Source organism: Virgibacillus subterraneus (genome assembly GCF_900110695.1).
GTDB lineage: Bacteria > Bacillota > Bacilli > Bacillales > Amphibacillaceae > Lentibacillus > Lentibacillus subterraneus.
The window spans coordinates 341,946-361,679 of sequence record NZ_FOEH01000001.1; the positions used below are offsets into that span (position 1 = coordinate 341,946).

Consider the following 19,734-nt stretch of genomic DNA (forward strand, 5'->3'; position numbering starts at 1 on the left):
AAATGAAGCAACCAGATATAAGTATTATCGTTCCTATCTATAATTCTAGCCAGTATATTAGTAAGTGTATAGAAAGTATTATGGCACAAACATTTAGGAACTTTGAACTGATTTTAGTTAATGATGGATCGACGGATCATAGTGGTCAAATTTGTGATCAATATGCTGAAAAAGATAGTAGGATAATTGTAATTCATAAAAAAAATGGAGGAGTGTCCTCTGCAAGAAATACTGGGATTAACATAGCTAAGGGGGAATATATTAGCTTTGTAGATGGAGACGACTGGATTTATAGCGATATGTATTATCGGTTATATGAGTTATGTAAAGAAACAGATAGTGATATTTCAATTTGTGGAAACTACAGAGAGGTAAATGGAGATGTCATTCATGTTGAAAGAGAAAAACTTGTAATAGAAATGGATAATACGGAAGCGATGAGACAGTTATTTACAGGAAAATATTTCAGATTTGCAGTATGGGCAAAATTGTATAAAAAAAGTTGCTTTGAAAATATTCAGTATCCAGAAGACAGAAGGCTCGACGACTTACCAACCACATATAAAATATTTACGAATGCAAATAAGGTTGTTTATACAAGTTATGCTGGGTATGTATATTTGCTAAGAGAAAACAGTATATTAACTTCTTCTTATAATGAAAAAAAACTAGATGTATTTATAGGTTGGGATGAAATCATTGCTTTTATGAATGAAAACTATCCGCAGCTATCTAAAGAGTATATTTCTTGTTTTGTGTACTATAGTATGGATCATGTGTACTCCATTTTGAATCAAGTAAAAGACCCGGCCGAGAAGGAGAAGTACATTTTATATATACAAAAATTTATTAGGAAATATTATAAAGAAATCCTTAAAAATGCACGTTTGTCATTGAAGTATAAATATTTAACCACCTTAATAAATTACAATGTGAGATTTTTATTTTTGAATAATAAAATAAAAAGGACTGTAACTAGGCAGTTATAAAAAATACACATAATAAAACTTATATGTTGAAAGTGAGTAGGTCTATGAAAAAGAAAGTTATTTTCATGATAATAAACATGAATGTTGGCGGAACAGAAAAAGCATTACTTAATATGATAGCTGAAATGCCAAAAGCTGATTATGATATTACAATTTTAATGCTTGAGAAATATGGAGGATTTTTAGAATCTATCCCTAGTGAAGTAAATGTTGAATATTTACAAGAATATCCTACATTTAAAGAGGAACTTAATCAGCCGCCAAAGAAAAAAGCACTTAAACTTATTAAAAGAGGTAGGTTCATAAAAGGAATATTATTTTCAACTATAGTTTTATTATCAAAGTTGACAAAAAACAAAAGTATCTTTTTTAACTATCTCTTAAAAAATGTCCCTGAATTAACAAATGAATATGATGTCGCCATAGCTTATGCAGGTCCAATGGACTTCATAAGCTATTTTGTTGCCATGAAAATTAACGCTAAAAAGAAAATTCAATGGATCCATTTTGATATTACTAAGGTAGGATTTGATAATAGGTTTGCGGCTAAACTCTATAAACAGTTTGATAAGATCTTTGTGGTGTCTAAAGAAGGAAAGAACAAGTTCATCAATTTATTTCCGCAATTTGAGAATAAGGTAGAGTCATTTCCTAATAAGGTGTCCCGAGAAATAGTATTAAAAATGGCTGATGAAGGTCCAGGATTTGAAGGTAACTTTAATGGAGTCAGAATTTTAACCGTTGGGAGATTAAGTAAGGAAAAAGGTCAGGATTTGGCAATTCGTGCACTAGCAAAATTAAAAAAGGCAGGATTTAATGTTAGATGGTATTGCATTGGCGAAGGAAGTGCTAGAGCAGAGTATCAAGAATTAATAAAGGAATATGAGGTAGATAATGATTTTATATTACTAGGTGCAAAGCCTAATCCGTATCCTTATATGAAACAGTGCGATATATATGTTCAACCATCAAGACATGAGGGTTATTGTATAACATTGGCTGAGGCGAAGTGTTTCAATAAACCCATTGTCAGTACCAACTTTACCGGGGCTAGAGAGCAAATAGTAAATGGAAAGACAGGCGTTATTGTAAATATTGGCGAAACAGATGTGTATAACGCAATAAAAAAAATGTTAGATAATAAATTATTATGCCAACGATATTCTGAAAGCATATCAAAGGAGCACTTTGAAAAAATTGTGTCACATTACTGAAATAACTTAGTCTTTCATAGTAACAGTAATTAGGGGAGTGGAATTAAGTGAACCCACAAATTAGTATAATTGTACCGATTTATAACGTGGAGCAATATTTACACAAATGTATGGGTTCAATACTTGCCCAAACTTTTAAAAATATTGAAGTAATTCTAGTAAATGATGGTTCTACTGACAAATCCAGCGCTATTTGTGATTTATATGAAAATATGGACAACAGGATAGAAGTGATCCATAAAAAAAATGGTGGTGTTTCTTCTGCACGTAATAAAGGTATTGAGGCTGCAAAAGGGGAATTTATAGCATTTGTAGATCCAGATGATGTTATTGAACCAACCATGTATGAGGAGTTGTGGAAATCAGCAAAACAACTAGATGCAGATATTGTGGTTTGTCCTATTAAGACGATAAATCAAGTAATTAATAGAATATCCATTTCCTCGATTTGGAATAAATCTGGATGTGTACTAAATAAGCAAATAATAGAGAATGAGATCATACCATCTATTTTAGTTAATAAAACGTATAGTTTAGTATCTAGTGTCAACAAATTATATAAAAAAACAATTTTTGACTTCTATGGTATAAGATTTGATGAAAAAAAGCATCACAGTGAAGATGCAAGGTTAAATTTCACTCTACTAATGATAATAGATACCTTGGTCTTTGTAGATAAGCCCTTATACATATATTACATAAGGGAGAGGGGTTCATTAACACAAGTTTTTAGACCTAATCTGTTTGAGTATATAAAAGATAACAGGACCTTTTTAGTAAAATTATGTGAAAAGTATAATATGAACGAAAAAATCAAATTTGTAACTAGCCATTTTACAAATGTTACATTATTGCACATACAGGATGTTGTTTTAAATGCTAATTTAACAAAAGTGGATAAACAAAAGATATTGTTGTCAATTATGGAAGATGAAGTATTTATGAATGATATATTAAGCTATTCTAGCCCATCATTCTTTTATCAAGTTCTAAAAGTATTAAGTATTAGAAAAAAAATAAAACTATTAATAAGTATTGTAAGAATTAAGATTGGAGTTCAAAATATACATAATTTTATTATGGGATTTAGATCTAATATAGATTAATAACTTATTTAAGAGGTGTAGTGACTCGTGAGTAAAAAAAGAGTATTAGTAAATGCGTACTTTGCTCAAAACCTGGGAGACGATTTATTTTTAAAAGTACTATTTGATAGATACCCTAACGTTGAATTTCATTTATTAACAGCAAGTGAAAATTACAATATAGTATTTCAAAATTACAGAAAAGTTAAAATCATAAAAAGTCTTAGTATGAAAATAGGAAATCGCACAGTTAATTTATTTAATAAGTTACACGAGGGTATTGTGAAATATAGAAATTATAATGCATTTTTAAACATAGGTGGCTCTATTTTTATGGAAAGTATGGGTTGGCAAAAGAGTTTAGAAAGTAGAAGCCAATTACCTGAAAAGTTTAAAGAGGGAAATAAGAAAACATATATTATAGGAGCAAATTTTGGGCCATTTGAAGATGACTTATTTATTGAGAAACATAAAGAATTTTTCTCGCATTTTGATGACATATGTTTTAGAGACAATTATTCTTACAAAATTTTTGGTGATTTAAATAATGTTAGATCTGCACCAGACGTTGTCTTTAGCTTGAAAGGTGGATACTCCGTCGCACAAGATAAGTTTATAGGCTTTTCAATCATTGATGTTGAGAAGAGAAAAGACTTGAAACAATACTTTTATAGATATATCCAAAAGATGAGTGAAATAGCAATTACCTATATAGACCTTGGATATAAAATTAAATTTTTTTCTTTCTGTGAAAACGAAGGCGATTTGAGAGCAATAAATTATATTTTAAATAGCTTGGACTCTTGTTACACAGAACAAGTGAAAGTTGTTAATTACAGCGTAGATATAAACACATTTCTAGATGAATATAAAGCTTGTGAGACTGTAATAGGAACGAGATTCCATTCTATTATTTTGAGTCTGTTATTCAATCAAAATATTTTCCCAATAATTTATAGTGATAAGTCCTACAATGTGCTAAAAGATATAAACATGGATGGTAAATGCTGCTTTATTAAAGATATTGAAGAGCTTGATGTAAAGAAAATGATAAAAATTTTACCCGGAAATAAATTAAAGAATAGAAGTGTAATGTTGGAAGCTGAAAAACAATTTAATAAATTAGATCTATTATTATTATAGTCTATATATATATTTCTTGCTCTAACAGAGCCATAATGAATTCTTTAAAAAGGTGATGTCAAAAATGAGAATGTCCATTAAAAAATTACTGCAGTTTTTTAACAAAAGGGAAAAGAAAAAGTTATTAATATTACTCTTTATGATGATAGTTGCAGCTTTATTTGAGACGGTTGGAATAGGTTTAATAGTCCCCTTTGTTGGGATTGTAACCGATCCTGCTATTATTCAGGAACAAGCTATTTTGACTTATATTTACGAACTGTTTAATTTTCAATCAGAAACTAATTTTATTGTGTTTTCAGTGATAACTTTGCTGGCAATATTTGTTTTAAAGAATTTATACTTACTTCTTTTTAACTACGCACAGTTTAGAGTCATCTTAAATCAACAAGTTAAGTTATCTCGGAATTTATTTAGAGAGTATTTAACAAAACCATATACTTTTCATTTACAAAGAAATACTGCAGATCTACTCCGGAATGTAAATGGAGAAGTATCTAAGGTGTTTCAAGGAATCGTTATGTCGGGGTTTCAATTATTTACTGAGTTCCTTGTTATTGCGTGTATTTTAATATTGTTGTTGGCAACAGCTCCAATTGCAACATTAGTAGCTTCTATCTTGTTAGGTGGAAGTGTTTTTTTATTTTTTGCGATTCTTCGTAAAAAGATTAGCCATTTAGGGAAAGAGCAGCAAAAAGTAAGTGGAACAATGATTAAATGGGTTAATCAGGGGTTAGGCGCAAGTAAAGAAGTAAAAGTATCAGGAAAAGAGAGTTTCTTTATTAATTCATACACTGGACAGAGTCAAATTAAGGCAAACAATAGCCGATATATGAAGATGTTGGAGGTAGCTCCAAGGTTGTTTATCGAGACTTTATTGGTATCTATCGTTCTAATTACGATGTTAATTATTGTTTTTCAAGGAACAGGTATAACTCAAATTGTATCGACAATGGCCTTATTTGCTATGGCTTCTTTTCGTTTAATGCCCTCAATTACACGTGTGGTATCACTGATTACTAGAATTAGGTATAGTCAACCTGCATTATCAGTTGTTTATAATGACATATTTCTGAACAAAGATGAAAATACAAAGATTAAAAGTAATAAAGAATCAATTATAGTAAATCAAGGGGAAAAGACTTTTAAAGACTCCATAAAATTAATAAAGGTATCCTTTCGCTATCCAAACCAAAAGGAATATTCAATAAAGGATATTTCATTGACTATACCAATAGGACAGTCAGTTGCGTTTATTGGCGAGTCGGGTGCTGGGAAAACAACCCTAGTTGATATTATTCTGGGATTGTTTCGACCAGAAGAAGGAGAAGTGTTGATAGATGAAAAAAACCTCCATGATCAAAAAGCATTATGGCAGCAAAAAATAGGATATATTCCTCAAAGCATATTCCTTTCAGATGATACTATACGTGGAAATGTTGCATTTGGAATAGATAAAACTAAAATAGATGAAGATGAAGTATGGCGTGCATTAGATCAAGCGCAATTACTAGAATTTGTTAAAGGACTCCCAGAAAAACTTGAAACAACGGTGGGAGAGCGAGGAGTAAGACTATCTGGAGGTCAACGACAACGTATAGGAATAGCGCGAGCCTTATATCACAATCCTGAAATATTATTTATGGATGAAGCAACGTCAGCTTTAGACAATGAAACGGAAAAAGAAATTATGAAGGCAATTGATGGTTTAAAAGGTGAAAAGACCTTGATTATAATAGCCCATAGATTAAGTACTATTGAAAATTGTGATATCGTTTTTAAAATAAATAAAGCAGAATTGGTTGCAGTTGATAATAAAATAGAAAAGTCAATCATCTAGAAGCAACCCAGTTATTAATACGATAAATATTCATATCCGTGATATCAATAAGAATTATTTAATTTAAAAGAAATTCGGAGTTGATAAGAGTGCTGAAAATTCATAAACCACAAATAATAAAAACTAATACTGGTGTTAGAATACAAACTGCGTTTGAGGATGAACGAAGTATAGATACATTATGGTACGAAGTAGAAGAGGAATATAGCGAATATCTGACAGATGAAACAGCTGATGGATTTTTAGTTGGCTTATTGTTTTACGCGCTAAAAAATGGTTATGACATAGAAGTTGTAGCACCTGTTTCACAGAACTTATATTATTCACTTAACAACTATTTACTTCCACTGTTAGCAGAAGTATATGGGTATAGTAACATTAATATATATTGTAGTGAACTAATTACGGAGCCCATAGAAAATAAGGGTGCTGTTGGTACTGGTCTTTCTTGTGGAATTGATTCTTTCGCTACGATTATCGATCATTTGGATGATAAATGTCCAGAAAATTATAAGATTACTTATTATACATTTTTTAATGTTGGTTCTCATGGTGATAATGGCGGAGAAAAGGCAAGGAAATTTTTTCGAGAAAGGGCGAAAATTACTAGTGAATATGCTCGGGAGATTGGGAAGGAATTTATTTCTGTAGATAGTAATATTAGCGAAGTATTACACATGAATTTTAAACAGACTAACACTTTAAGAAGTTTGTCTGCAGTTCTTATCTTACAAAAATTATTTAAGGTATACTATTATTCATCTAGTGTTCCTTTGAAAAGATTCAGGTTGGTCAAAGAGGACACAGGAGCTTTTGATATCTTTAATATGAGTATGTTATCTACTGAAACAATTAGGTTTTTCTCAGGTTGTCCATTTATGACAAGGATTGAAAAAACTGAACTTGTAGCTAATTATAAACCTTCATATAGGTATTTGAATGTTTGCTATTTTAATAAGTATAATTGCGGAAAATGTCCTAAGTGTTTAAAAACACTATTGATACTTGAAGTAATTGGAAAAATAGAATGTTACTCAAATGTCTTTAATCTTAAAGCATATTACTCTAGCAGGCATCAATATATCGCAACCGTTCTAGCAAAAAGAAAAAGTGTCAAATCATTGCAAGAGGTTTATGAAGAAATGTTGGTCAGAGACTTTACAATTCCGTTCTCATCAAAATTTATGGCATTCGGATATATAATAAAATTTTATTTTATTAGTAAGTTCATGGGCAAGGGTACTTATACTAGATTAAGGAATTTATGGAGTGGACATTTTAAAAGAAAGGTTTCATAAGTTAAATGCTAATAATAGACACACATAATTGTAAATTATTAATTTGATTGGAGTTTAGGAGTTGATTTAAGTGTTGAAAATTTATCACCCAGAGATAATTAAAACTAATACTGGATGGGTCAACCGAGAATATTAGATGAATGATTTTAAAGGCAGATTCATAGGTGAAGGAGGTATGCAAAATTTAAAAACACATGGCGACGGATATTTAAGGAAAGTTCTGCACAGATTTAATAGAAATGGTTAATGACATGAAAGGGGGATCCAATGAAAAATCAACTTTTAATGAATGAAGTCTTTTGGCTCCGTTGCATAGCTTGTTTAGCTGTTACATTAGGTCATGCTATTGGTAATGGGTTTCACTTTTATATGGAGCCAAATTTTTTTCATTCGAGCTTATATGTTTTACATATGGCTGTTCTTTTTGGGGTCCCTGTATTTGTATTTATTTCTGAGCTTCTTTTAGCAAATAAATATACTGAAAACGTACCTAAGGGGTTTATGATGAAAAGAGTTAAGATTTTATTATTGCCATATTTGGTTATGAGTATTGTTTATGCAATTATTTCTATTGATACATGGACTTTACAAGCTGTAGTTTCTAGATTGGCTATGAGTATTTTCCTTGGAGATTCAGCAGTTTATTTTATTTTAATCATATTCCAATTTTACTTTTTACATTTGCTATTACGTAAGTACTTAAATCACTTGTCAGCAAAATTTGTTATTCCTTTAGCCTTGGTGATTAATTTTTTGTACTTAGCTTTTTTTAATTTTGTGGAATCCCCTAATAATACAGTTGGACATTTCATTTGGACTAAAGGTTATTGGATGCCATTTGCTGGATGGATTTTTTATTTTGTTTTAGGATTTTATTGTGGCCGTAATTACCATAATATGTTAACGATTCTAAAGAAAAGATGGGTACTAGTGGCACCTATATTATCTTTGTTATTACTTTTAATTATAAATAAGGTATTTTATATGGATTATGATTCTAAGAGGGTGGATATGTTAATTTATAGCACTTCTGTAATATTTTTTATTATGTATATAGCATCCCGAATAAAACAGGTTCCAAAATTAGTGATGTTTATTAGCAACCATTCATTCAGTATTTTTTTATTGAACTTACTTTATTTCCACTTACTAAGATATATAGAACCACCTGCTTTTTTGAATGTAGTTTCTTATACACTTCTGGTATTTTTATTAACCATGCTCCTATGCATCGGTACAGCTTATTTATTTAACCAGTTTAGTTTTGGTAAATATTTTGTCGGACGTATTATGACATACAACGTTGAGGATAAGATAAAGGGTAAACCCGGTTCTCTTGCTGCTATAAAAGACAGTAAGTAGTTAATCCATAACTTAGAAAACTAGTAAAAGACTTTATAGGTCTTTTATTTTTTATGCAATTTTTTACAAAAACAATTAAAAGGTGGTCTACTATGAAAGGAATTATTCTGGCTGGTGGAAGCGGAACACGGTTATACCCATTAACAAGATCGATATCCAAACAGTTGCTGCCGATATATGATAAACCGATGATTTACTATCCCATCTCGGTGTTAATGCTGGCTGGGATTAGGGATATTTTGATTATATCGACGCCTGAGGATACGCCACGGTTTGAGCAGTTATTAGGTGATGGTGCGGAGTTAGGAATTAATTTGTCTTACACCATTCAAGATGAACCTAATGGGTTAGCAGAGGCTTTTATAATTGGTGAAGATTTTATTGGTGATGACGATGTTTCTTTAATTTTAGGTGATAATATTTTCTATGGTCATGAATTCACGTCGCACCTTGAAAGAGTAACAAAGCAATTAAATGGTGCTACTATTTTCGGCTATAATGTTAAAGATCCTGAACGGTTTGGTGTAGTGGAATTTGATCCAAATGGGAAGGCACTTTCTATTGTAGAGAAGCCTTTGGTGCCTAAATCTAATTATGCGATAACCGGCTTATATTTCTTTGATAATCAGGTTGTAGATATAGCAAAAAGTGTAAAGCCATCCGCAAGAGGTGAACTGGAAATAACCGATATTCTCCAAGAATACCTAGAGCGAGATCGGTTAAATGTTGATTTACTCGGTCGAGGATTTGCCTGGTTAGACACTGGAACACATGAGTCATTGTTAGAAGCATCACAGTTTATTGAAATAATCGAAAAGCGACAGCGCTTAAAAGTGGCATGCTTGGAAGAGATTTCTTATAACAAAGGTTATATTTCTGAGTCTAAGCTATTAGAGTTAGCGGATCCCCTAAGGAAGAGTGAGTACGGTCAATATTTGATTCGGTTGGTGGAGATTAACAGGAATAAAGAGAGAGAAGGATTACATCTGTTGAAGTAAATTAATAAATACCTTGGGAGGAAAATAATGAAACTAATTGATACAAAGCTTGATGGTGTGAAAATTATTGAGCCAAAGGTTTTTAAGGATAATCGGGGTTTTTTTATGGAGAGCTTTAATTTTAAAAAGTTTGAAGAACTTAGGTTAAAATTTGATTTTATTCAGGATAATCACTCACTTTCAGTAGATAAGGACGTAATTCGTGGGCTTCATTATCAGTTGAATCCAAATGCTCAAACAAAACTTGTCAGGGTGATTACTGGGTCGATTTATGATGTAGCAGTAGATATTCGTCAAGGTTCCCCGACATTTGGTCAATGGATGGGGGTTAAGTTGAGTGAGGATAATCACCGGATGCTTGTTGTTCCGAAAGGATTTGCTCACGGATTTTGTACATTGCAGGAAAACACACATGTTCAGTATAAGGTAGATGACTATTACTCGGCAGAAAATGATAAGGGCATACTTTGGAATGATCCTGCACTTGCAATTGACTGGCCTACCTCTAATCCAATTTTATCCGAAAAAGATGCTAAGCAGCCATTGCTAAACGATGCGGAAATTAACTTCCTGTATCAGACTAAAGAAGGTGTTGATCATGGAGTCTTATGATTACCTGATTGTTGGGGGCGGTATCATAGGATTGTCCATTGCAAGGGAATTAAAGAATAGATTTCCAGATGAGTCTGTTTGTATTTTAGAGAAGGAATCCGATGTAGCCCATCACTCCAGCGGTAGGAATAGTGGCGTGCTACATGCTGGATTCTATTATACCGCTAATAGCTTGAAAGCAAAGTTTACTAGAGAAGGTAACCAGGAAATGACGGCATATTGCGATGAACATGGCCTGAAGATAAATAAGTGTGGGAAGCTTGTTGTGGCTACAAATGAGGAAGAGTTGCAGGGATTAAAAGAATTAAAAAAGCGAGCAGAGAAAAACGGCGTTAAACTCCACTGGCTCAAAGAACAGGAAGCACATTTGATTGATCCTAATGTAAAGACCTGTAAGTGGGCTCTTTATTCTCCAACAACCTCTTCTGTAGATCCAATTGAGGTATGTCAGGCAGTTAAAGCTGAAGTCATAAACAAGGGTGTAGACATCAGGTGCAACACCCAATATAAGGGGAAATTAAATGAACAGATTCGAACAAATAATGGAACCTTCACATGTGACTATTTTATAAATGCAGCTGGGTTATATGCAGATAAAATTGCTAAGGATTATCAGTTCGGTGAGAAGTATACAATTATTCCGTTTAAAGGTATCTATCTTAAGTATGCCAAGAATAAATCGGATGTGAAGACAAATATATATCCTGTGCCGAACTTAGCTAATCCTTTTTTAGGTGTTCACTATACGAAGACAGTGAATGGTTCAATTAAAATCGGGCCAACAGCTATCCCTGCTTTATGGCGGGAAAACTACAGTGGGTTGGGTAATTTCAAGTTTAACGAGTTTTTCAGCATATTATTTTATGAGGCAAAGTTGTTTTTAACCAATTCGTTTAATTTCCGATCCCTGGCATTTGAAGAAATGAAAAAATATAAGAAAGCTTATTTTATAAATTTATCCTTTAAGATGGTTAAGCATTTAAATCATAAAGGATTTGGTGATTTCATGAGACCCGGGATTCGTGCTCAACTATTGAACAAAGAAACATTAGAGCTCGTACAGGATTTTGTTGTTGAAGGTGATAATCGTTCCTTCCATATACTAAATGCAGTTTCACCAGGCTTTACCTGTGCATTCCCATTTTCACGATATGTAGTGGATGGAATTGTTAAGAGGCAAGGGAGAAAGTTAGAGAAGGATAAAATATCGTAAGGAGGAAGAAAAAAGTGAAAAATGTGCTCGTAACAGGTGCAGGTGGGTATATTGGAAGTATTTTAGTACCGAAGTTATTAGAAAAAAATTACACAGTTACGGTAATTGATCGATTTTTTTTTGGAGTTGATAAACTACAACCCCACAACAACTTAACGATTATTCATGAAGATTGTCGGCGGTTAAAAGAAGAGCATTTCATTGACGTTGATGCAGTTATTGATCTAGTAGCTATTTCAAATGATCCAAGTGGGGAGTTATTTAAGGAAGTTACGTATGAAGTGAATTTTGCAGCAAGAGTGAACACGGCTATGCTTGCAAAAAAGATGGGTGTAGAACGATACATATTGCCTTCTTCCTGCAGTATTTATGGGTTTCAGGATAAGGATACAATCGTTGATGAGTATGCTGAAACAAATCCATTAACAGTCTATGCAAAAGCAAATGAAGGGGCTGAGAATGGGGTCCTTCCATTAGCTGAGGATAATTTTACGGTGACTGTGATGCGGCAAGCAACTGTTTATGGCTATTCACCAAGAATGAGGTTCGATCTAGCGGTAAATGGGATGACTTATGGTGCATGGGAAAATGGAATTATTCCTTTAATGCGCGATGGGTCACAATGGAGGCCAATGGTACATGTGGAAGATACGACCGATGTAATGTGCCTGTTGTTAGAAGCGGATGCTCATATGGTTAATGGTGAGATTTTTAATGTAGGATCTAAGCGAAATAATTATCAATTAGGACCACTTGCGGAGGAAATTGCCGCTGCATTGCCAATTGATGTAAAGATTGAGTGGTATGGCGAACCAGATCACCGCTCATATCGTGTTAATTTTGAGAAGATCGAGAACGCTCTGAATTGGGAGGCTAACTATACAGCGGCAGATGGTGCACTTCAAATTTATCAGAAGTTGGAAGCTGGAACCCTCGAAAAGACGGAGCAAACAATAACGCTAAATTGGTATAAAGAATTAATTAAATGGCAGAACATAATGAAGCAGGTAGGCATGTATGGCGGTATTTTAGAAATACAAAAAAATGACCAATTAAGTATAGCTCACCGAAGTCGGGGAGTGTTTTTTTAATTGAAACGTTCTTTATTGAGAAAGAACACTTTATTAGGAGGCTATTTAATGGATAAAATAACGCGAGTTGGTATTGCTGGAACAGGTTTAATTGGTAAAGGGATAGCGTTGGAAGTTGGAAAACAATCTGAATTAAGCTTAGCAAAGGTTCTCACGCGCCGTGATATTACTACTATGAATGATTATCCCTTTCCAGAAAGACTTACAAATTCCGTAGAAGATTTCATTGGAAATTGTGACTTAGTAGTCGAATGCAGTGGTGATGTTATATATGGAACTGAAGTTATCGATCAGGCATGCAAAGCTTCCTTACCTGTTATAACAATGAATGCTGAACTTCAAGTGACAACCGGTTCATATTTTGCAAAGAGGGGATTCATTACTGAAGCAGAGGGAGATCAACCTGGTTGTTTAGCATCATTACATGAAAATGTAGTAGAGATGGGCTTTAAACCATTAGTATATGGAAATATTAAAGGCTTTCTCAAATTAGATCCGATACTTGAAGATATGGAGTATTTCTCGAAAAGGAATGGTGTTCGTCTTGACATGACAATATCGTTTACAGATGGCACAAAAGTTCAAGTAGAACAAGCATTAGTTGCTAACGGACTTGGCGCTGGAATTGCTGTTGATGGGCTTCTGGCACCCAGTTCAAATGACTTAAACGCGACTGGTACCGAATTAGCTGAAGAGGCTAAACAGTTAGGGTATCCTATTTCTGAATTTGTGTTAGCACCAAAAGCTCCCCCTGGTGTATTTATTACAGCAGAACACGACAGCCGTCAAAAAGATGCCCTTCGTTATTTTAAGATGGGAGAAGGACCATATTATACAATTCTGCAAAACTTTCATCTTTGCCACCTGGAAGTCGTAAAAACAATCAAAAGGGTTATCAATGGGGGTGGTGTTCTATTAAACAACGGAGAAAATCCTTCAGTTGGAGTCGCGGCTATTGCAAAGAGAACACTTCAGCCTGGAGAGGAAATCGAAAAAGGAATTGGCAGTTTTCAGGTAAGAGGAGAAGCCGTTAAAATGACTTCGAATCAAAATCACGTTCCTGTTGGTTTGCTGGTGAATGCAGTCATGAAAAGAACAGTCGAAGAAGGACAAATCATTACGTTCGATGATGTGGAGCTGCCCGAGAGCTTAGCTTTAACAGCATGGCTTGAGACGATTGAAAAGTTGCCAATTAATAGTTGATAACGAGTTGAAGGCTAAAAATGGAATGAATTTAGGGAGGAGAACAGTTGAATATAACAGTAGTTGGGGCGGGGTATGTAGGATTAGTTACTGGCGTTTCTCTAGCAGATATTGGTCATTATGTCACATGTGTTGATGTTAATAAAGATAAGATTGCTAAATTGAAGGAGGGTCTCTCCTATTCATGAACCTGGCCTGGAATCACTTATGCTAAAGAATATAGATGATAATAGGCTTAGTTTTACAAGTAGTTTGAAAGAGTGCCTTAAAGATACTGATATTATATATATTGCAGTTGGGACTCCACAAAATAAAGATGGTACAGCTAATTTGAATTTCCTGGAAATAGTAGCAGAAGATATTGCAATGAATATTTCAAAAGATATAGAGAATCATTAAAAGTACTGTACCAGTAGGGACGAATGAATATATTGGGGAATTAATTAAAGCGAAGATCCCCAAAGATATATCCTTTGACATTGTTTCGAATCCGGAATTCTTGCGAGAAGGTTCAGCAATCAATGACACGTTTAATGGCGATCGTATTGTGATTGGTGCAGAAAATGATAAAGCAGCATCAATAATCGAACAGGTTAATAAACCATTCAGTGTCCCGATTTTTAAAACTGATATTCGAAGTGCAGAAATGATTAAATATGCATCTAATGCATTTCTAGCAACAAAAATTAGTTTTATAAATGAAATATCTACTATTTGCGAAAAGCTTGGTGCAAATGTTGATGATGTTGCTAAAGGAATGGGGAAGGATAAAAGAGTTGGAAATCAATTTTTGAATGCAGGAATAGGCTATGGAGGATCTTGCTTTCCAAAAGATACAAATGCTTTGGTTCAAATCGCTGGTGGAGTACAACATGATTTTAATCTATTGAAAGCTGTAATAAATGTTAATAATAATCAGCAAACACTGTTAGTAGAGAAGGCACGACAACGCTTGGGTAGTCTGAAAGTTATGCGGATTGCTTTGCTGGGTTTAGCATTCAAACCAAATACAGATGATATGCGTGAGGCTGCATCTATTGTTATTTCAACTGGACTTCTTCAAGAAGGTGCTGAGGTTATTGCTTATGACCCAATTGCAAATGAAGTTGCAAAGCACGTACTTTCTGAAAAAGTACAATTTGCTAATTCGATTAATGATGCCCTAACCGAAGCTAATCTAGCTCTTATCATAACAGAGTGGAGAGAAATAATAGAATTAGACTTTAACAATGTCAGAAGATTGATGATTGACCCTATTATTATTGACGGAAGAAATTGCTTTTCACTAGATATGGTTAAAGATAAAGGGATAGAATATCATTCGGTTGGAAGGCCGGCGTTAAATGTGAGTCTGTATTGATATAGCATTCTGCTACAAGTCAAGTTCGAGACTTTGAAGGGAGGAACTTTACTTGGAAAGAAACACTACAATAGACGTTGTAAAATGTTTTGCGGTATTTATAGTTGTCTGTTTACATACCGTAACTTATGGCTACGATTGGCAGAGTAGTGAACATATATCCTTTATAATAGGTGTTTTTCCAAGATGGGTAATCCCCTTCTTTTTTATTGTTTCAGGATACTTCTTTGGCCAAAAAGTGATGAATAACTTTACCTCAAAAGCCTATTTTAGCCGCTATATGTTCAAGCTGATTGGATTGTTTATTACTTGGTACTTATTTTATCTGATTTATGATCTTATTTTACGAGCTGTGCTAGCTATTTATATGGGGTTAAACGTAAGTTCTGAGTTGAATCAATACATAAAGACTTTTGTAAATATAGATGCCCTTTATTATGGAGAAGGGATGACGTCGTATCATTTGTGGTACTTGACGGCGTTAATTTGGTCGATTGTTATCTTATATGTATTTATCAGAATTCGAAAGCTAGGTCTGCTGCTGATTTTGGGCGCTATCTTAAATATAATTGGTCTCTTTGGACAAACATATACAAGTATATTTCACTTACCAATACAAACGAAAGACGCATTGTTCTTTGGAGTATTTTATACAACACTTGGCTGCTATATTGCCTTTCATTATAAATGGATAATGCAGAAAGTCCGTGGAATTAAATCAAGATACTTTATTTACTTGATTCTGCTTTTTTCATTAATTCAGGTTATGGAGAGATTAATTACTGTATTTGTGCTAGACGGTGAACGGACCATTGGGGATTATTACTTATCAACTGCCCCTTTAACATTATGTTTTTTATTTATAGCATTGAAAAATAAATCGATAGGTCCAAAAACATTTATAGCAAAAGTGGGTAAAAATGCAGTAGGGATATATGTTTCACATTTATTTATAATAAGTATTGCAGCGCTTTCTCTTAATTTTATGGGGCTGGAGTATTTAAGGAATAATATCTTGTTTAATTTTATATTTGCGTTTGTCATTTTTATTATTTCTTATTACTTCTATAAAGTATTTAACTTATGTCTGTATAGGATTAATTTGTTATTTTCTTTGCTTAGATTTGGTAATAATACCAGCAAGAACAGTGCCCCCATGATGGAAGAAGAAGTTAAAAAGACAGCTATTTAAAGAAAATGAGGTGGTAACAATGAAACTAGCATTTATCTCTGACATCCATGGTAATGCACTTGCTTTGGATGCAGTTTTGAAAGACATAGAACAGAAAGAAATAGATAAGATTTTTGTTCTTGGCGATTTGTGCTTTAGAGGTCCAGAGCCAAAGCGTTCACTTGAGTTAGTAAAATCATTGAATACGGATGTTATCAAAGGAAATGCCGATGAGTGGGTAGTACGTGGAGTTCAAAATGACGAGGTACCTGAACAGGCTTTCGAAATAATGAATAAGGAAAGAGACTGGACTTACTCCAAACTTAGTTCGAATAGCATCGATTATCTTAGTCAGCTTCCAACAGAGTTAAACCTAGAATATAGTAACTTCAAAATTCATGCATTCCATGCGACGCCGTTAAGTTTGTTTGATGTTGTTCAACCACATGAGCATGATGATTCCGTAGAGGAAAAACTAATGCAACGAGATGCTGATCTATATATATATGGGCACATCCATAAAGCCTATATCAGATATATAAATGGAAAATGTATTGTGAATACAGGTAGTGTTGGCTTGCCGTTTGACGGACTGAACATGGCTTCGTACGTTGTGGTGGATGTTGAAAATGAGAGTTTTCAAGTGTCTATTGTAAGAGTTAAGTATAACGAACATGATGTGATTGGGCAGTTTAAAAATACATATTATCCAAATATCAATACTATGGAGAAAATCTTAATAAATGCCAGGGTTTAAAGTATATTTTACGGTTGCATTCTTTAAGTATTTATAGTATTGTTCGTTATAAGGAACAAATTGGTATGGTATTGAACTAATTCTAAATATAGAAATGCTAGAGTATTTTAAACTGGAGGAAGCCATGAGTGCAATTGCTGGAATTTATAATATAAGCGAAGAACCTGTATCACGGGAACATAGTCTAGGAATGATGAAAGCATTGCAGAAATTCCCTGCGGATGATGTTCAGATATGGCAAAAACAGAATATCTTTTTAGGCTGTCATGCCCAGTGGATAACACCTGAATCAGTTGGGGAGCAGCTACCTTACTATGACTATGAGCGGCAATTATCAATAACAGCGGATGCGATTATTGACAATCGTCTGGAATTGTTTCAGAAATTGCAAATTGATGAAGATGAAGGGGAAATCATACCTGATAGCCAACTAATTTTGCTAGCCTACTATAAATGGGGGAAGGAAACTCCTAAACATTTAATAGGTGATTTTGCATTTATGATTTGGGATGAGAAAAGGAAAAGACTATTTGGTGCGAGGGACTTTTCTGGAGCTAGAACGCTCTATTTTTTCCATAAAAATCAGCGATTCGCCTTTTGTACGGTCATGCAGCCATTATTAGCGTTACCTTATATAGAAAAGTGTATAAATGAACAGTGGCTTGCGGAATACCTAGCTATACCTAACATGATTGATGTCGTCGATAGCTCAATAACCGTCATTGAAAATATTCAACAAGTTCCTCCATCTCACTCAATTTCAGTAGAGGATGGAAAAATAATAATATCAAAGTATAATACGCTGATTTCAGTTAAAAATGTTAGCTATAAAAAGGATGAAGATTACGTTGAAGCATTTAAAGAGGTATTTCAAACCGCAGTGAATTCACGCTTACGTACATTCCACTCAGTTGGCTCTCAGTTAAGTGGTGGTTTAGATTCGGGTGCAGTCGCTAGTTTTGCAGCTAAGTCTTTACAAAAAGTAAATAAACAATTATATACATATAGTTATATTCCAGAGAACGACTTTATAGATTGGACACCTAGTCACAGAATGGCTGATGAACAGGATTATATTAAATCAACTGTTAAATATGCTGGTAATATAGAGGACCACTATTTGCGCTTTGAAGGCAGAAGTTCCATTTCAGAAATTGATGAATGGCTTGAAATAATGGAAATGCCTTATAAATTTTTTGAAAATTCTCTTTGGTTAAAGGGGATATATGCGGAAGCAAAACACCAGGGAATCGGGGTGCTTTTGAATGGTGCGAGGGGTAACTTTTCAATTTCCTGGGGACCGGCTTTGGATTATTATGGGCTCCTCCTTAAAAAGATGAAGTTGCCTCGACTTAGGGACGAATTGCAGCGTTATAGCTTAAAAACAGGAATAACTAATAAATCCCGATTACTTTCAGTTATTGGAAAGAAAGCATTTCCGTTAATGAATCGATTGGGTCAGCCGCAAGAAGTTTATCAATTGCCGATGCTAATAAATCCTGAATTTGCAAAGGAATATAAGGTATTTAATAAGCTTCAGGAAAACGGGATTGATATGGATGGAGCCTCAAAATACAACATTTATGAAATAAGGAAAAGACACTTTGAAAAGGAATTTATGTGGAATTCAACTGGAACATCTGGAACGAAATTATCTTTACGTTATGGGGTTTGGAACCGCGATCCAACTAATGATATAAGGGTCATTCGATTTTGTTTATCATTACCGGAAGAACAGTTTGTGAAAGATGGATTAGACCGAGCACTTATTCGAAGGGCAACAGAAGGATTTCTTCCTGATAGAGTTAGATTGAATCAAAAGGTAAGAGGGATTCAAGGGGCTGATTGGATTCATCGATCAACTCCATCTTGGGATTCGTTTTTAGAAGAATTAAAACAACTCGTTAAAGATCCTATAGTCTCGAATTTTTTGAATATAGAAATGCTTGAAACAGCCATTCCCAAAGTTCAGGAAGGACCACGACCAGAATATGCGTTTGACCCAGAACTCAGGGTTTTAATGCGCGCCTTAATTGTTTATCGTTTCTTAAAGTCATTTTACCTTGAGGGAGGTGATATCTATGCAAAAAGAATGGCAAAAACCAATGTTGGAAGTGTTAGACATTAACAAGACAATGCAGGGACCTGGAATTAGGGATGTAGATGCTACATTTGAAGATGACGATGAGTCAGTTCAACTTCATGAAAGTTAATTTTGGATTTTACAGCAACATTATGGATTTACAGCCCTTATACATATAGTGAGGTATGAGGGCTAATTCCATATAAAAATCTTAATTGCTTGATTGACACTATAGCTGAAAAGTGGTAAATTTATGTAAACGTTGTATTTTATAACGAACAAAATATTCTTATACTACGAATACTTTTTAACATA

Annotated in this window: 16 protein-coding genes and 1 pseudogene; all 17 read left to right on the forward strand. The window is 33.7% G+C overall.

Annotated elements, in window-relative coordinates; genetic code table 11:
* Window positions 1-2: 2 nt before the first annotated feature.
* The 17 genes and pseudogenes from BMY13_RS01720 (at window position 3) to BMY13_RS19115 (ending at window position 19,549) form a co-directional block, all read left to right on the forward strand.
* On the forward strand, window positions 3-989 hold the full coding sequence (locus BMY13_RS01720; RefSeq protein ID WP_092502039.1) for a glycosyltransferase: 987 nt from the start codon (window positions 3-5) through the stop codon (window positions 987-989).
* Between the two features lie 44 nt (window positions 990-1,033).
* On the forward strand, window positions 1,034-2,203 hold the full coding sequence (locus tag BMY13_RS01725) for a glycosyltransferase (protein WP_092502042.1): 1,170 nt from the start codon (window positions 1,034-1,036) through the stop codon (window positions 2,201-2,203).
* Window positions 2,204-2,250: 47 nt separating this feature from the next.
* On the forward strand, window positions 2,251-3,309 hold the full coding sequence (locus tag BMY13_RS01730) for a glycosyltransferase (protein WP_092502045.1): 1,059 nt from the start codon (window positions 2,251-2,253) through the stop codon (window positions 3,307-3,309).
* 27 nt (window positions 3,310-3,336) lie between these two features.
* The gene (locus tag BMY13_RS01735; RefSeq protein ID WP_092502047.1) at window positions 3,337-4,431 is read left to right on the forward strand and encodes a polysaccharide pyruvyl transferase family protein; all 1,095 of its coding nucleotides are present in this window, start codon (window positions 3,337-3,339) and stop codon (window positions 4,429-4,431) included.
* A 70-nt stretch (window positions 4,432-4,501) separates the two neighbouring features.
* Entirely contained in the window at window positions 4,502-6,271 is a 1,770-nt protein-coding gene (locus BMY13_RS01740) for an ABC transporter ATP-binding protein (protein ID WP_245735968.1), read from the forward strand.
* Between the two features lie 89 nt (window positions 6,272-6,360).
* Window positions 6,361-7,569, forward strand: a complete 1,209-nt coding sequence (locus tag BMY13_RS01745; protein ID WP_092502051.1) for a hypothetical protein — start codon at window positions 6,361-6,363, stop codon at window positions 7,567-7,569.
* Between the two features lie 267 nt (window positions 7,570-7,836).
* On the forward strand, window positions 7,837-8,931 hold the full coding sequence (locus tag BMY13_RS01750; RefSeq protein ID WP_092502053.1) for an acyltransferase family protein: 1,095 nt from the start codon (window positions 7,837-7,839) through the stop codon (window positions 8,929-8,931).
* Window positions 8,932-9,023: 92 nt separating this feature from the next.
* Window positions 9,024-9,929, forward strand: a complete 906-nt coding sequence (gene rfbA / locus BMY13_RS01755; RefSeq protein WP_092502055.1) for a glucose-1-phosphate thymidylyltransferase RfbA — start codon at window positions 9,024-9,026, stop codon at window positions 9,927-9,929.
* Between the two features lie 27 nt (window positions 9,930-9,956).
* Window positions 9,957-10,541, forward strand: coding sequence for a dTDP-4-dehydrorhamnose 3,5-epimerase (rfbC, locus tag BMY13_RS01760; protein WP_092502057.1), 585 nt, complete (start codon window positions 9,957-9,959; stop codon window positions 10,539-10,541).
* On the forward strand, window positions 10,528-11,754 hold the full coding sequence (gene lhgO / locus BMY13_RS01765; RefSeq protein WP_092502059.1) for an L-2-hydroxyglutarate oxidase: 1,227 nt from the start codon (window positions 10,528-10,530) through the stop codon (window positions 11,752-11,754). The genes rfbC and lhgO overlap by 14 nt, the downstream gene beginning before the upstream one ends.
* A 14-nt stretch (window positions 11,755-11,768) precedes the next feature.
* Window positions 11,769-12,845: an NAD-dependent epimerase/dehydratase family protein gene (locus BMY13_RS01770; protein WP_092502061.1), complete on the forward strand. Its 1,077-nt coding sequence runs from the start codon at window positions 11,769-11,771 to the stop codon at window positions 12,843-12,845.
* Between the two features lie 48 nt (window positions 12,846-12,893).
* Window positions 12,894-14,048 carry an NAD(P)-dependent oxidoreductase gene (locus BMY13_RS01775; protein WP_092502063.1) on the forward strand — a complete coding sequence of 385 codons (1,155 nt, stop codon included), beginning with the start codon at window positions 12,894-12,896 and terminating at the stop codon, window positions 14,046-14,048.
* A gap of 47 nt (window positions 14,049-14,095) precedes the next feature.
* Window positions 14,096-15,408: pseudogene (locus tag BMY13_RS01780) on the forward strand (UDP-glucose dehydrogenase family protein).
* A 52-nt stretch (window positions 15,409-15,460) separates the two neighbouring features.
* A complete protein-coding gene (locus tag BMY13_RS01785) occupies window positions 15,461-16,600 on the forward strand; it encodes an acyltransferase family protein (RefSeq protein ID WP_092502065.1) in 1,140 nt (379 codons plus the stop codon).
* Between the two features lie 19 nt (window positions 16,601-16,619).
* Window positions 16,620-17,336 carry a metallophosphoesterase family protein gene (locus BMY13_RS01790; RefSeq protein ID WP_092502067.1) on the forward strand — a complete coding sequence of 239 codons (717 nt, stop codon included), beginning with the start codon at window positions 16,620-16,622 and terminating at the stop codon, window positions 17,334-17,336.
* Between the two features lie 124 nt (window positions 17,337-17,460).
* Window positions 17,461-19,464 (forward strand): lasso peptide isopeptide bond-forming cyclase, encoded by a 2,004-nt coding sequence (locus BMY13_RS01795; protein ID WP_092502069.1) that lies wholly within the window; start codon window positions 17,461-17,463, stop codon window positions 19,462-19,464.
* Complete coding sequence (locus tag BMY13_RS19115; protein ID WP_139180751.1) at window positions 19,418-19,549, forward strand: paeninodin family lasso peptide; 132 nt, start codon at window positions 19,418-19,420, stop codon at window positions 19,547-19,549. Before BMY13_RS01795 ends, BMY13_RS19115 begins: the two co-directional genes overlap by 47 nt.
* The last annotated feature ends 185 nt before the right edge of the window (window positions 19,550-19,734 follow it).

What these genes read in the sequence shown, in the direction of transcription:
- BMY13_RS01720 (WP_092502039.1), top strand. Translation starts at nt 3, where the DNA reads ATGAAGCAACCAGATATAAGTATTATCGTTCCTATCTATAATTCTAGC.
- BMY13_RS01725 (WP_092502042.1), top strand. Translation starts at nt 1,034, where the DNA reads ATGAAAAAGAAAGTTATTTTCATGATAATAAACATGAATGTTGGCGGA.
- BMY13_RS01740 (WP_245735968.1), top strand. Translation starts at nt 4,502, where the DNA reads ATGTCCATTAAAAAATTACTGCAGTTTTTTAACAAAAGGGAAAAGAAA.
- BMY13_RS01750 (WP_092502053.1), top strand. Translation starts at nt 7,837, where the DNA reads ATGAAAAATCAACTTTTAATGAATGAAGTCTTTTGGCTCCGTTGCATA.
- rfbA (WP_092502055.1), top strand. Translation starts at nt 9,024, where the DNA reads ATGAAAGGAATTATTCTGGCTGGTGGAAGCGGAACACGGTTATACCCA.
- rfbC (WP_092502057.1), top strand. Translation starts at nt 9,957, where the DNA reads ATGAAACTAATTGATACAAAGCTTGATGGTGTGAAAATTATTGAGCCA.
- lhgO (WP_092502059.1), top strand. Translation starts at nt 10,528, where the DNA reads ATGGAGTCTTATGATTACCTGATTGTTGGGGGCGGTATCATAGGATTG.
- BMY13_RS01775 (WP_092502063.1), top strand. Translation starts at nt 12,894, where the DNA reads ATGGATAAAATAACGCGAGTTGGTATTGCTGGAACAGGTTTAATTGGT.
- BMY13_RS01790 (WP_092502067.1), top strand. Translation starts at nt 16,620, where the DNA reads ATGAAACTAGCATTTATCTCTGACATCCATGGTAATGCACTTGCTTTG.
- BMY13_RS01795 (WP_092502069.1), top strand. Translation starts at nt 17,461, where the DNA reads ATGAGTGCAATTGCTGGAATTTATAATATAAGCGAAGAACCTGTATCA.
- BMY13_RS19115 (WP_139180751.1), top strand. Translation starts at nt 19,418, where the DNA reads ATGCAAAAAGAATGGCAAAAACCAATGTTGGAAGTGTTAGACATTAAC.